The sequence below is a fragment of the Stenotrophomonas sp. HMSC10F06 genome, assembly GCF_001807865.1.
GTDB lineage: Bacteria > Pseudomonadota > Gammaproteobacteria > Xanthomonadales > Xanthomonadaceae > Stenotrophomonas > Stenotrophomonas bentonitica_A.
This window is the reverse complement of sequence record NZ_KV791285.1, coordinates 123347-135958: the sequence shown is the minus strand read 5'-3', so window position 1 is coordinate 135958 and position 12612 is coordinate 123347. Positions and strand designations below refer to the sequence as shown.

10 protein-coding genes are annotated in these 12612 nt (G+C 66.4%); 8 read left to right on the top strand and 2 right to left on the bottom strand.

Features of this window, described 5'->3' with window-relative positions:
- Nucleotides 1-104: 104 nt before the first annotated feature.
- From HMPREF3113_RS10850 to HMPREF3113_RS10820, 8 genes are all read left to right on the top strand, one after another.
- Nucleotides 105-1433 (top strand): M20 family metallopeptidase, encoded by a 1329-nt coding sequence (locus HMPREF3113_RS10850; protein WP_070472264.1) that lies wholly within the window; start codon nucleotides 105-107, stop codon nucleotides 1431-1433.
- 169 nt (nucleotides 1434-1602) lie between these two features.
- Nucleotides 1603-2421, top strand: coding sequence for an NADPH-dependent 7-cyano-7-deazaguanine reductase QueF (queF, locus tag HMPREF3113_RS10845; protein ID WP_070472261.1), 819 nt, complete (start codon nucleotides 1603-1605; stop codon nucleotides 2419-2421).
- 185 nt (nucleotides 2422-2606) lie between these two features.
- Nucleotides 2607-2900 (top strand): LysM peptidoglycan-binding domain-containing protein, encoded by a 294-nt coding sequence (locus HMPREF3113_RS10840; protein ID WP_070426094.1) that lies wholly within the window; start codon nucleotides 2607-2609, stop codon nucleotides 2898-2900.
- A gap of 39 nt (nucleotides 2901-2939) precedes the next feature.
- The gene (locus HMPREF3113_RS10835; RefSeq protein WP_070472258.1) at nucleotides 2940-3443 is read left to right on the top strand and encodes a hypothetical protein; all 504 of its coding nucleotides are present in this window, start codon (nucleotides 2940-2942) and stop codon (nucleotides 3441-3443) included.
- A gap of 455 nt (nucleotides 3444-3898) precedes the next feature.
- Nucleotides 3899-4327 carry a hypothetical protein gene (locus HMPREF3113_RS18380; RefSeq protein ID WP_254665282.1) on the top strand — a complete coding sequence of 143 codons (429 nt, stop codon included), beginning with the start codon at nucleotides 3899-3901 and terminating at the stop codon, nucleotides 4325-4327.
- A 269-nt stretch (nucleotides 4328-4596) separates the two neighbouring features.
- Nucleotides 4597-6822, top strand: a complete 2226-nt coding sequence (locus tag HMPREF3113_RS10830; RefSeq protein ID WP_070472255.1) for an NADP-dependent isocitrate dehydrogenase — start codon at nucleotides 4597-4599, stop codon at nucleotides 6820-6822.
- A 183-nt stretch (nucleotides 6823-7005) separates the two neighbouring features.
- Nucleotides 7006-8718, top strand: a complete 1713-nt coding sequence (gene aceK, locus HMPREF3113_RS10825; protein WP_070472252.1) for a bifunctional isocitrate dehydrogenase kinase/phosphatase — start codon at nucleotides 7006-7008, stop codon at nucleotides 8716-8718.
- Nucleotides 8719-8775: 57 nt separating this feature from the next.
- Nucleotides 8776-9651, top strand: coding sequence for an energy transducer TonB (locus tag HMPREF3113_RS10820; protein WP_139146346.1), 876 nt, complete (start codon nucleotides 8776-8778; stop codon nucleotides 9649-9651).
- A gap of 36 nt (nucleotides 9652-9687) precedes the next feature.
- Here HMPREF3113_RS10820 and HMPREF3113_RS10815 read toward each other — a convergent pair whose 3' ends face one another.
- Both HMPREF3113_RS10815 and HMPREF3113_RS10810 read right to left on the bottom strand, forming a co-directional pair.
- Entirely contained in the window at nucleotides 9688-11274 is a 1587-nt protein-coding gene (locus HMPREF3113_RS10815; RefSeq protein WP_070472249.1) for a sensor domain-containing diguanylate cyclase, read from the bottom strand.
- Between the two features lie 216 nt (nucleotides 11275-11490).
- Nucleotides 11491-12507: a cupin-like domain-containing protein gene (locus HMPREF3113_RS10810; RefSeq protein WP_070472246.1), complete on the bottom strand. Its 1017-nt coding sequence runs from the start codon at nucleotides 12505-12507 to the stop codon at nucleotides 11491-11493.
- Nucleotides 12508-12612: the final 105 nt, after the last annotated feature.

Genomic DNA, 12612 nt, shown 5'->3' with positions numbered 1-12612 from the left:
GAGGTTCCCCCATGAACGTTCGCCGGGGCAGAAAGTTACACCGCGGCGGTTCCGGATGCCCTACATTCAGGTTCGACCGTTGTCCTGCCCCGTGGAGACCTGCAATGCCCCGTCTGTCGCTGCTGATGTCCGCCCTGCTGCTGGCCACCCCCGGCCTGGCCGCCGCCGCCGCCGCCGAACGCCCCGAAGTGGCGGCCGCCGCGACCCGCCTCAAGGCCCAGGTGATCGACTGGCGCCGCGATTTCCACCAGCACCCGGAGCTGTCCAACCGCGAGGAACGCACCTCGGCCAAGGTCGCCGAGCGCCTGCGCGCGATGGGCCTGAAGCCGCAGACCGGCATCGCCCACCATGGCGTGGTGGCCATCATCAAGGGTGGCAAGCCCGGCCCGCGGATCGCCCTGCGCGCGGACATGGACGCCCTGCCGGTGACCGAACAGACCGGCCTGCCGTTCGCCTCCAAGGCCACCAGCACCTACCGCGGCGAGACCGTCGGGGTAATGCACGCCTGCGGCCACGATGCCCACACCGCCACCCTGCTGGGCGTGGCCGACGCGCTGGTGAAGATGCGCGCGAACCTGCCCGGCGAAGTGATGCTGATTTTCCAGCCTGCCGAAGAAGGCGCGCCGCCGCCGGAAGAGGGCGGTGCGGCGCTGATGCTCAAGGAAGGCCTGTTCAAGGACTTCAAGCCCGAGGCAGTGTTCGGCCTGCATGTGTTCTCCAGCGTGCCCGCGGGCCAGATCGCGGTGCGCGGCGGCCCGCTGATGGCGGCCTCGGACCGGTTCGGGATCAAGGTGATCGGCCGCCAGACCCATGGCTCGGCCCCGTGGAACGGGGTGGACCCGATCGTGGCCACGGCCGATCTGGTCGGCACCGCGCAGACCATCGTCAGCCGCCGCGCCAACCTGTCCAAGCAGCCGGCGGTGGTGACCTTCGGTGCGATCAAGGGCGGCATCCGCTACAACATCATTCCCGATGAAGTGGAGATGGTCGGCACCATCCGCACCTTCGACGAGGGCATGCGCCAGCAGATCTTCGCCGACCTGCGCAACGTGGCCGAGCACACCGCGGCCGCGCACGGGGCCAAGGCGGAAACCGAGATCTACGAATCCGAAGGCAACCCGGCCACGGTCAACGACCCGGCCCTGACCGCGCGGATGCTGCCGAGCCTGCAGGCCGTGGTGGGCGAAGGCAATGTCTACGAGCCGCCGCTGCAGATGGGCGCCGAGGACTTCTCGCTGTATGCCCAGCAGGTGCCGGGCATGTTCTTCTTCGTCGGCTCGACCGGCGAGGGGATCGATCCGGCCACGGCGCCGGCCAACCATTCGCCGAAGTTCCTGCTCGATGAGAAAGCACTCGATGTGGGCCTGCGCGCGCTGCTGCAGGTGAGCCTGGATTACCTCAACGGGACGCCGGCGGCGCCTGGCGCGGGCTGACGTCAGACGACGGCTGGTAGACGGCAGGTCCCGGCCGCTGGCCGGGGCGAGAACCGGCACGGGCGGGAGGGTTCCGACCCTCCCGTTGGCCGGGAGGCAATCACCCGGTCGCCGGGTCCGTTCGTTTTCGCCGGCGGACGCCGCGCGCCTACCGGCGTAAAATGGCGGCATGAATACCCCCCAGGACTCCAGCCTCGGTCGCGAGGTGGCTTACCCGTCGCAGTACGATCCCGGCCTGCTTTTCCCCATACCGCGCCGCGGCGCCCGCGAAGAGATCGGCCTGGACGAGGCGGCGCTGCCGTTCGTCGGCCATGACCGCTGGCAGGCCTATGAGCTGAGCTGGCTGGACGGGCGCGGCAAGCCGCGCGTGGCGGTGGCCACGGTCAGCGTGCCGTGCACCTCGCCGAACCTGATCGAATCCAAGTCATTCAAGCTGTACCTCAATTCGCTCAACAGCACGCGCTTCGACGATGACGCGGCTGCGCGCCTGTGCATCACGCGCGATCTGTCGGCCTGTGCGGGGGCGGTGGTGACGGTCGTGTTCGGGGTGCCACCGCTGGTGGAAGACGCCGAGGGCGAATCGCTGGACGAGCGCGACGTGGCCATCGAGCGCTACGGCCCACCGGCGCCGGAATTCCTGTTCGCCTATGCCGATGACGTGGTCACCGAGACATTGAGTTCGGCGCTGCTCAAGTCCAACTGCCCGGTCACCGGCCAGCCGGACTGGGCCAGTGTCAGCGTGCGCTACCGCGGCCCGAAGATCGACCGCGACGGCTTGCTGAAGTACCTGATCAGCTACCGCGAACACGCCGAGTTCCATGAGCAGTGCGTTGAGCGGATCTTCAGCGAGATCACCCAGCGCTGCCAGCCACAGTGGCTGGAAGTGGAAGCGCGCTACACCCGGCGCGGCGGGCTGGACATCAACCCGTGGCGGGCCAGCCCGGGCATCGAACTGCCGGCCCGCACCGTCCGCGACCTGCGCCAGTAGAGCGACCCCACGGGTCGCTGCCCCGGAACCCGGCACCACGCGCAGCCACCCATGGGGTGGCTCTACCCCCGGGCAACGTGGCCGCCGGTAGCCGTTCCGCGCGCCTTCACATCCACGCCATGCCCCATTAACAAGGGCTGTGACACCGTGCCTCCCATGTCGTCAATCAAGACGGGAGTGTATGGATGAGTACCGATAAGAAAGTCGACTTTTCCGGTGTCAGCGCCAGCGTTGACACCACCGCGCAGAAAGTCGATCAGGTCGATTTCTCGGGTGTGACCGCCTCGGTGGATACCACCGCGGAGAAGGTAGGAGGCACCTACACGGTGCAGAAGGGCGATTCGCTCTCGAAGATCGCCAAGCAGGAACTGGGCGATGCCAATGCGTGGAAGCGCATCTTCGAGGCCAACCGCGACGTGCTGGACGATCCAGACAAGATCCAGCCCGGCCAGACCCTGAAACTGCCGCCCAAAGCCTGATCCACTTTACTGCCCACCATCACACAGGGAGCAATCTCCATGAAGAAGTCGTCCATCAGTACTGCCGTTCTCGCTGCGCTTCTGGCCACCGTAGCCCTGGCTGGCTGCAAGAAGAAAGAAGACACCGCCGATAACAACGCACAGCCGGCGGCGACCGCGCCTGCCGCGCCGGCTCCGATGACCGAAGCCGCGCCGCAGCCGATGACCGCTGCCACCGGCGTGACCGTTTCGACCGTCACCGTCGGCAAGAGCGCTGCGGCGGACAAGACCGTCACCTCGGCCGCATTGTTCGCGCCGAAGGACGACATCATCGTCTCGATCCGCACGGACGGCAGCGCCAACAACGCCAACGTCGCGGCCAAGCTGACCTTCCAGAACGGGCAGGTTGCCGGTGAGCAGAACCAGGTGGTCAATACCACCGGTGCCGAGACCACCAACATCTCCTTCAAGAATGCCAATGGCTGGCCGGCGGGCAAGTACCGCGCGGAAGTCACGGTAGATGGTAAGGCGGCTGGATCGCCGCAGGAGTTTGAGGTCAAGTAAGCCTAGACGCCGACTCTCTCCCGGCAACAGGCTCACGATGGACGCAGCCGCGAGGCTGCGTCTTTTTTATTGTTCTCTTTCCATCGGCGTGGCAAGCAGAAGTGCTTGATGCCATTGCGCGCACATCCGCCGGTGTGGGTCGAGCGCAGCGCGGCCCGCGTAGCCAGATGATTGCCGCCTCACGGAAGGACTCGGTTTCAGGCTCGCAGCAGGCTCCAGCGGTGGCATCACCCGATCCACACTATCCGCGGATGGCGGAACTCGTATAGTCGGAGGATGGGGCATGGCGCGGCGCTGGGATCCAAGGAGCGGCAATGAGCAAAACGGGGATGTGGTGTTTCTTTGCGCCTGCTATGGCGTTTGTTCCTGGATACGCATGTGGACAGGAAGCAGCAATATGGGGCCACAGTTGCGATCACCTCCTCTATGGCGCGTGCCTGCGGGTCCCCGCCGGGATGTCGATCAGCTACGAATCACCTGCGGATTTCGGGATTCATGACGTTCTGAAAGATCAGCGGAGCGTGTTGCTGGTCTATGAAGGTGACGCACCGCAACCGCCCAGTCCGGGATCGTCTATCGATCTGAAATTAACCCTTCCTGGCTATCAGCTTTCAGGCTACAGAACGGCCGAGGGCGATTCGACCCGATACGACATCTTCGTCAAGCCTGACCGATCGGGTGTCATGCCGCTGCATCTGATCGGCACGGCGACCGGCGCCTCACAGCGAAAAGACCTGGCAGCGGCAGTTGGCGGCTTCCGGGTATGTAGTTTCAAGCGCAACCACAGCAGCCAGACACTCACGTGTCCTCGCCAAAGCGTGTGGGGAAAGCCCCTTGCGGAATGGGTGGACGGTCTCCGGGAGGCCGCAGCAGTTTCCGAATGAGCGGATCTGCACCCGGAGGGCGCCTGAGCTGCCGGTTGGCGCTGATGCATCACACCGTTCCAGTACGTTTGCGTATGGGATGGCTTTGCTCCGGGGGGCTGAAAACGCGACAATGCGGGGGTTTCCCGCCGTGCGCGCCGTTGGTCGGCGCGGTCCCCGGGGAAAGTGCGGGCCCGCTGTGCCAGGCCCTGCACGCGACACGGTTGCACGCGGCCCGGCATTGCCGCCGGCCATCATTCACGAGATCTGCAAGAGAGCCCTGATCCCCCATGTCGAACACGCCCAAGATTCTCTACACGCTCACCGATGAAGCCCCGTTCCTGGCCACGCAGTCGCTGCTGCCGATCGTCGAGGCCTACACCGCCACCGCCGGCATCGCCGTGGAAACCCGCGACATCTCGCTGTCCGGCCGCATCCTGGCCCTGTTCCCGGATTACCTGAAGGATGACCAGAAAGAGGCCGACCACCTGGCCGAACTGGGCCAGCTGGCGACCACCCCGGATGCGAACATCATCAAGCTGCCCAACATCAGCGCCTCGGTGCCGCAGCTCAAGGCCGCGATCAAGGAACTGCAGGACCAGGGCTTCGCGCTGCCGAACTACCCGGACGTGCCGACCGACGACGTCTCGCGCGACATCAAGGCGCGCTACGACAAGGTCAAGGGCAGTGCAGTGAATCCGGTGCTGCGCGAAGGCAACTCCGATCGCCGCGCGCCGCTGTCGGTCAAGAACTACGCCCGCAAGCACCCGCACCGCATGGGCAAGTGGTCCAAGGACTCCAAGTCGCACGTTGCGCACATGGATGGCGGTGACTTCTACGGCAGCGAGAAGTCGGCCACGTTGGCCAACGCCGGCAGCCTGAAGATCGAACTGTTCAAGGCCGACGGCAGCAGCGTCGTGCTCAAGGAAAAGACCGCGGTCAAGGCCGGTGAAATCGTCGATGCCGCCGTGATGAGCCGCAATGCGCTGGCCTCGTTCGTGCAGGCGCAGATCGCCGATGCCAAGGCCAAGGGCGTGCTGTTCTCGCTGCATCTGAAGGCCACCATGATGAAGGTCTCCGACCCGATCATGTTCGGCGTCGTCGTCGAGGAGTTCTACAAGGACGTGCTGGCCAAGCACGCCGACGTGCTCAAGCAGGCCGGTTTCGATCCGAACAACGGCATCGGCGATCTGTCCGCGCGCCTGCCGCAGCTGCCCGAAGCGACCCAGGAAGCGATCAAGGCCGACCTGGCTGCCGAGTACGGCAAGCGCCCGGGCCTGGCCATGGTCAATTCGGACAAGGGCATCACCAACCTGCACGTGCCCAGCGACGTGATCGTCGACGCCTCGATGCCGGCGATGATCCGCGACTCCGGTGGCATGTGGAACGCCGACGGCAAGCTGCAGGACACCAAGGCCGTCATTCCGGACCGTTGCTACGCCGGCGTGTACCAGGCGGTAATCGACGATTGCCGCACCCACGGTGCCTTCGACCCGGCCACCATGGGCTCGGTGCCCAACGTGGGCCTGATGGCGCAGAAGGCCGAGGAATACGGCTCGCACGACAAGACCTTCCAGATCCCGGCTGACGGCACCGTGCGCGTCACCGACGAGGCCGGCAAGGTGGTGTTCGAGCACGCCGTGCAGACCGGTGACATCTGGCGCATGTGCCAGACCAAGGATGCGCCGATCCAGGACTGGGTGAAGCTCGCCGTCAACCGCGCCCGCCTGAGCAACACCCCTGCGGTGTTCTGGCTGGATGCCAACCGCGCGCACGACGCACAGGTGATCGCCAAGGTCGAGACCTATCTGAAGGACCACGACACCAACGGCCTGGACATCCGCATCCTGGCCCCGGTGGAAGCGACCGCCTTCTCGCTGGACCGCATCCGCAAGGGTGAGGACACCATCTCGGTGACCGGCAACGTGCTGCGCGACTACCTGACCGACCTGTTCCCGATCATGGAGCTGGGCACCAGCGCCAAGATGCTCTCCATCGTGCCGCTGATGGCCGGTGGTGGCCTGTTCGAGACCGGTGCCGGTGGTTCGGCCCCCAAGCACGTGCAGCAGTTCGTGGAAGAGGATTACCTGCGCTGGGATTCGCTCGGTGAGTTCCTCGCCCTGGCCGCTTCGCTGGAACACCTGGGCAACCGTTACGACAACGCCGGTGCCACCGTGCTGGCCAAGACCCTGGACCAGGCCAACGGCCAGTTCCTGGACAACGACAAGTCGCCGTCGCGCAAGCTCGGTGGCATCGACAACCGCGGCAGCCACTTCTACATCGCGCTGTACTGGGCCCAGGCCCTGGCCGCGCAGGACGACGATGCCGCGCTGAAGGCCCGTTTCGCGCCACTGGCCAAGGCACTGGCCGACAACGAGCAGGCCATCGTCGGTGAGCTGGCCGCGGTGCAGGGCAAGGCGGTCGATATCGGTGGCTACTACCGCCCGGACGTGGCCAAGGCCAGCGCCGCGATGCGCCCCAGCAGCACCTTCAACAGCGCGCTGGCTGCGCTGTAAGGCAACGGTCCCGCCATTGCGGTGATCGATGAAGAACCCGCGCTCCGGCGCGGGTTTTTTCATGCGCGCCCGCTGGGCAAGCGCCCCGTCGCTGCCGTATGGTGGCAACAGGTTCCCTGGAAGTGGCTGCATGCGCGCTCGCTGTTCCTGCCGGTTCTCTCACTGCGCTGTCCGGGGTGTCGCATGAACACGGCAGCCGATGCGCTGGCGCGGCTGATCCGCGATGGCTTCGAGGACTACCATGCGCGCTTCGCGGCGATCAGCCGGCGCGCGCGGCAGCGTTTCGAACAGAGGGACTGGGCGGGGGCCCGGCAGGACGCCGTGGAGCGCATCGCGCTGTATGACCATTGCATCGCCGGGACCGTCGATGCCCTGCGCCGCGCAGCGGGCGCGGACATCGGTGAGCGCGCGCTGTGGCTGCGCATACGCCCCGCCTACGCTGCGCTGCTGGCCGGGTTGATCGACGCTGAGCTCTACAAGACCTTCTACAACACACTGGCGCGGCGGTTGTTCGCCACCCGCGGTGTGGACGGGGCGATCGAGTTCATGGCGATGGATGTGGAGCCGTCCGATGCCATCACCCATCCGGTCGCGCGACACAGCTACACGCTCTCTCCCACGCGTCCGGCGGACGCGTTCATGCGCGTGCTCGGCGACTATCGGTTCGATGTGCCGTATGCACACCAGCTGCGCTGCGCCGCGGCGGTGGCCGTGCGCCTGCAGGACGATCTGGCACATTGGGGGGATTACCCGGTGCGCAGCATCGAACTGCTCGATACGGTGTTCTATCGTGAGCGCCGCGCCTATCTGGTGGGGCGCGTCTTCGGCGAGCATCGCTTCTCGCCCTGCGTGATCGCACTGGTCCATGACGAGCGCGGCCTGCGCGTCGATGCGGTGCTGAGCCGGCGCCGCGATCTCGCGCATCTGTTCGGTGTCTCGCGCAGCTACTTCCAGGCCGACCTGGCGACCGTTGGCGATGCGGTGGTGTTCCTGCGCAGCCTGCTGCCGGGCAAGCCGGTCGATGAGATCTACACCGTGCTCGGGCGCGCCAAGCAGGGCAAGACCGAGCGCTATCGCACGTTCTTCCGTCACTTCCAGGACCAGCCCGGCGAGCAGCTGGTGCACGCCGATGGCACGCCCGGCATGGTCATGGCGGTGTTCACCCTGCCCAGCTATCCGCTGGTGTTCAAGCTGATCCGCGACCGTTTCGCCTGGCCCAAGACCATGACCCGGCACCAGGTCGAAGAGAAGTATGCGCTGGTATTCAACCTGGACCGTGTCGGCCGGCTGCTCGACGCACAGCCCTATCGGCACCTGCGCTTCCCGCGGTCGCGTTTCTCCGCGGCGCTGCGCGAGGAACTGCTGACCCAGTGCGCCGGCAGCGTGCATGAGGAGGGCGAGGAACTGGTGATCGCGCTGTGCTACGTGCAGCGACGCTTCCGTCCACTCAATCTGTACCTGCGCGAGCAGACCGCCGAGGCGCGTCGCATTGCCGCGCTCGACTACGCGCAGGCGATCACCGACATGGCGCGCAACAACATCTTTCCCGGCGACATGCTGCCGAAGAACTTCGGCGTGTCGCGGCATGGGCGTGCCGTGTTCTACGACTACGATGAGCTGTGCCTGGTCACCGAGTGTGCCTTCCGTGCCTGGCCGGCGCCGCGCAACGAAGAGGAAGCGCTGGCCGACGAGCCATGGTTCCAGATCGGCCCCCAGGACGTGTTTCCCGAGCGCTTCTGGATGTTCATGGGGCTGCCGGCGCCCGAGCTGGCCGCGGTGCGCGAGCACTTCGGGCATCTGTTTGATCCGGCCTGGTGGCAGCGGCTGCAGGCCGGTTTCGCGGCCGGTGATTTTCCGGATACCCCGCCGTACGCCGGGGCGCTGCGGCTGGCCTGATTGTCCACCCGATTCCCACTGCGCTACGCTGTCAGGCATCCACAAGGAGAGAGTGCGATGCGTTGTTCCCCTATTCTTGCCCTGGCATTGGCCTTCAGCGGCGTGGGCATGGTCGTGGTCCCTGATGCGGACGCACAGACCAAGCGCGAGGTGCGCGAGCAGGCCGAAGCCAGCATGGTGCTTACCGGCGAGATCGATATCGGCACCGAAGGGCAGGTCGAGGCGTTCCGTCTGGACAAGCGCGCGCAGGTCGACGAGACCATCGTCACCTTCGTCGAAAATGCAGTCAAGACGTGGCGTTTCGCCCCGGTGCTTGTGAATGGCCAGGCCGTCAAGGCACGTACCCCGGCCACCATCCGCCTGGGTGCGAAGAACAACCCCGATGGCACCGGCCTGATCACGCTGCTGGCAGCGAATTTCGAAACGTACGACGAAACCTCGACCGACAACGTCACCAAGGTGAAGATGACGCCGCCGGTGTATCCCGAGGATGTCTTCAATGCGCGCGGGCGTGGCGATGTATTGCTGCTGATACAGGTCGGGCGCGACGGGAAGGTGCTGGATGTGGCCACCGAGCAGGTCAATCTTCGTGTGATCGCCAACGAGGCGAACATGCGGAAAATGCGCGACAAGCTGGCCCGCGTGTCGATGGGCGCCGCACGTAAGTGGACCTTCAAGGCGCCCTCTACCGGAGATCAGAAGGACGAGGCGAGCTGGACCATCCGGGTGCCGGTGCGATTTTCGTTCAGCGATGAGGTGGAGCGCTACGGCCGCTGGGATGCCTACATTCCCGGCCCGCACCAGCAGGCCCCGTGGCGCAGCGACAAGGCACTGAGCGCCGATGCCAATGCCGACCTGCTGCCCGCCGGCGGCGTGTTCATGGCCGACGCCGCCAGCAAGGCGCCGAAGCTGCTGACGCCGCTCGGCGGCTGAGACTGACAGGAGCGCGGGCGTCGCGCCCGCGGTCCCTCATCCTACGCCCGGACTGCCGGGCTGCGGGTACACCACCGTGCGGTTGCGGCCCTGTTCCTTGGCCATGTACAGGGCCTTGTCGGCCAGCCGCAGCGCCTGCTGCGGATCATCGTGATAGGTCGGGTAGTGGGCCACGCCCAGCGACACGGTGACCGTGCCGACCTGCTCGAACACTTCGGCGGCCACCTGGATACGCAGGCGCTCGGCCACCTGCGCGGCATGGAGGGCATCGATGCCCGGCAACAGGATCAGGAACTCCTCGCCGCCGTTGCGGCAGAGCAGATCGGTGTCGCGTGAGCCATCGCGCATCAATTGCGCGATGCGCAGGATCACGGCGTCGCCGACCGCATGACCGAAGCGGTCGTTGATGCTTTTGAAGCGGTCGATGTCCAGCGCGATGATCCCGAACGGCTGGCCGCGTGCCTGCCAGTCTTCCAGCCCCTGCTGCAGGCCGCGCCGGTTCTGCAGGCCGGTAAGGGGATCGGTCATGCTGGCGCGGTTGAGCTTGCCGATGCGGTCCTGCAGCAGGTTGAAGCTGTACAGCAGGGCGGCTTTGAGCTGGGCGACTTCGTAGTACCAGGCCCGGATACCGGTGACGTGGCGGATCGCGATGCCGGTGTCGCGGTTCTGCACGTTGCGCGCCAGCTGCCATAGCGGCAGCGAGATGCGCCGCGCAAACCACCAGGTGATCAGCAGCGACAGGATGCCCAGCGGAATCGCATTCCAGATCACCGCCGACATCAGCTTGGACAGTGAGGCCAGCGTGGCGGTGGTCGGCCGCTGGGCCACCACCCCCCAGCCAACGCTCGGCACCGGCGCGTACCCGGCCAGCATCTGCACGCCATGGGTATTGCGCACCTGCTGGGCGCCCGAGTGGCCCTGGGTGACTGCCTGCACGGCCGGGTTCTGCAGCGCGAACTGGCCGACCCGGTCCTGCTCGATGTGGTACAGGATGCGGCCATTGCGGTCGACCACGTACAGGTAGGAACCATCGCGGTAGTAGTGCTTGCCCAGCAACGACTGCAGGATGCTGCGCTGGCGCAGGTAGATGGTGCCGCTGACGTAGCCCTGGTACTGGCCCTGCGCGGAGAAGATCGGGTGCGAGATCGCCACCAGCAGCCGGCCGGTGGCCGACTGGTACGGATCGCTGATGAACGGCGCACGCCGGGCGAGGGCGTCGCGGTTGCCAGCACTGTTGAGCAGCACGCCCTGCAGGGCAAGACTCTGCGGTGAGGTGGCCAGCACGGTGCCCCCGGCATCGACGATCAACACCGAGTTGAAGCTGTTGGTCTGCAGTTGCAGGCGGGCGGCCTCGGCCTCCAGCGCCTGGCGATCATGCTGGCGCTGGCCGAGCACGGTGGCGCTGTAGGCCACCTGCTGCTGAGCGGAGAGCACGAAGTTCTGGGTCGATTCGGCGAGCTTGCTGGCGTACACGCGGTTGGCTTCCAGCGTGTTGCCGATCAACTGTTCGCGCTGCACGCGGTAGCTGGCATGCAGGGTGTTGGCCAGGGCGATGATCGCGCTGAGCAGGGCCAGGGCAAGGATCAACGTGCCGAGGTTGAGGCGGGCGGACAACGGGCGCATGCGGTTCACGGGCAGCAGGGTGCAGCACCAACCGGAACACGCGGATGGAACGGCAGCAGCGAAGCAGTCAGGAGCGCACGACACAGTGCCGAACCGGTGCGCGTGCCGCGCCCGCCTTTCGACGACCCCGCCCCCGGGCGGTCAACAACTCTTTGGGCGGCGATTATTGCGGATTACACCCCCACGTGGGTGAAGTGGGCACCGCGGTGGCGGCCTTCAGCGTTCCAGGCGCCTGCGCAGTACGCCGCGCAGGTGATCGGCGCCGGCCTGGTCCAGTGGTCCGAGCACACCGCGTACGGCCTCGGGGATGTGCGCGGTGGTGTGTTCATCGGCCTGGAAGACGTAATGCTGGAACATCGCCTGCCAATGCGCGCGCTGCGCCGGCGGCAGATCGCGGAGCGCCAGCAGCGAGAGCATCAATGCGTTCATCGGCGCATCCATCCACGCCGGCACCGGCCGCCACCAGTAATTGACCAGCACGTTGAACGCCTCCAGCCCTTCCATGTGGTGCCACCACAGCGATGGAATGAACACGGCATCGCTCGGCCCCAGCTCGGCCACCTGTGCGTGCGCCAGTGCCGCGCTGAAGCGTGGAAACCGCACCAGGTCCGGTGCGGCGAAATCGACCAGGCTGACCGCCTGCCCGGCCGGCGTGAAATCCAGTGGCCCGATATACAGATTGCCCACCTGCGATGGGGGGAACAGGGTGACGCGGCGGCGGCCGGCGGCTACGCAGGCCAGGTTGTCCGGCACGTCCTGGTGGGCGGCGATGCGCGAGCGGTTGCCGATCCAGATGCTGGCCAGCGGATCGTCCACCCCCAGTTCCAGCGCATTGGTCTGGCGGAAGCCAGGCAGGAAGCTGTCCAGCGTGGTCGATGCCACATAGATCGACGGCGGTGCCAGTGCCGGCGCGTACTTGAGCAGGGTATCGAGCACGACCTTCAACGGGATCTGCTCGCGGCGGAAATTGAAGCCGCTCATGTCCGCGTTGTAGAACACCCGTCCCCGGGCCTCCGGTGGCGCCGTGGTGGCAGTGACCGGCAGCGCGCCGTGATCGAACTGCTTGAGATGGTCAACCGCCGCCTGCGCGGACCGGGTCGCTGCGGCGACCAGCGGCCACCCGGCCACCAGCCCGCGGATCACCTTCGGCGTGGTCCAGCCGGGCAACTGCGCGCGCAGCTGCGCCGTATCCAGATCATGCAGTTCCTCGATCGGGCCGGGCATGGCGGACATCGGCATCCTGATGGCAGGGGCGGGTGGCGCCCACGGTAGCGCGCAGGTGAGGGAAGCGGAAGGCCGCGGGATGAGCGCGGCCTTCCGGTGCTGCAGCTCGGCAGT

What these genes read in the sequence shown, in the direction of transcription:
- HMPREF3113_RS10850 (WP_070472264.1), top strand. Translation starts at nt 105, where the DNA reads ATGCCCCGTCTGTCGCTGCTGATGTCCGCCCTGCTGCTGGCCACCCCC.
- queF (WP_070472261.1), top strand. Translation starts at nt 1,603, where the DNA reads ATGAATACCCCCCAGGACTCCAGCCTCGGTCGCGAGGTGGCTTACCCG.
- HMPREF3113_RS10840 (WP_070426094.1), top strand. Translation starts at nt 2,607, where the DNA reads ATGAGTACCGATAAGAAAGTCGACTTTTCCGGTGTCAGCGCCAGCGTT.
- HMPREF3113_RS10835 (WP_070472258.1), top strand. Translation starts at nt 2,940, where the DNA reads ATGAAGAAGTCGTCCATCAGTACTGCCGTTCTCGCTGCGCTTCTGGCC.
- HMPREF3113_RS18380 (WP_254665282.1), top strand. Translation starts at nt 3,899, where the DNA reads ATGTCGATCAGCTACGAATCACCTGCGGATTTCGGGATTCATGACGTT.
- HMPREF3113_RS10830 (WP_070472255.1), top strand. Translation starts at nt 4,597, where the DNA reads ATGTCGAACACGCCCAAGATTCTCTACACGCTCACCGATGAAGCCCCG.
- aceK (WP_070472252.1), top strand. Translation starts at nt 7,006, where the DNA reads ATGAACACGGCAGCCGATGCGCTGGCGCGGCTGATCCGCGATGGCTTC.
- HMPREF3113_RS10820 (WP_139146346.1), top strand. Translation starts at nt 8,776, where the DNA reads ATGCGTTGTTCCCCTATTCTTGCCCTGGCATTGGCCTTCAGCGGCGTG.
- HMPREF3113_RS10815 (WP_070472249.1), bottom strand. Translation starts at nt 11,274, where the DNA reads ATGCGCCCGTTGTCCGCCCGCCTCAACCTCGGCACGTTGATCCTTGCC.
- HMPREF3113_RS10810 (WP_070472246.1), bottom strand. Translation starts at nt 12,507, where the DNA reads ATGTCCGCCATGCCCGGCCCGATCGAGGAACTGCATGATCTGGATACG.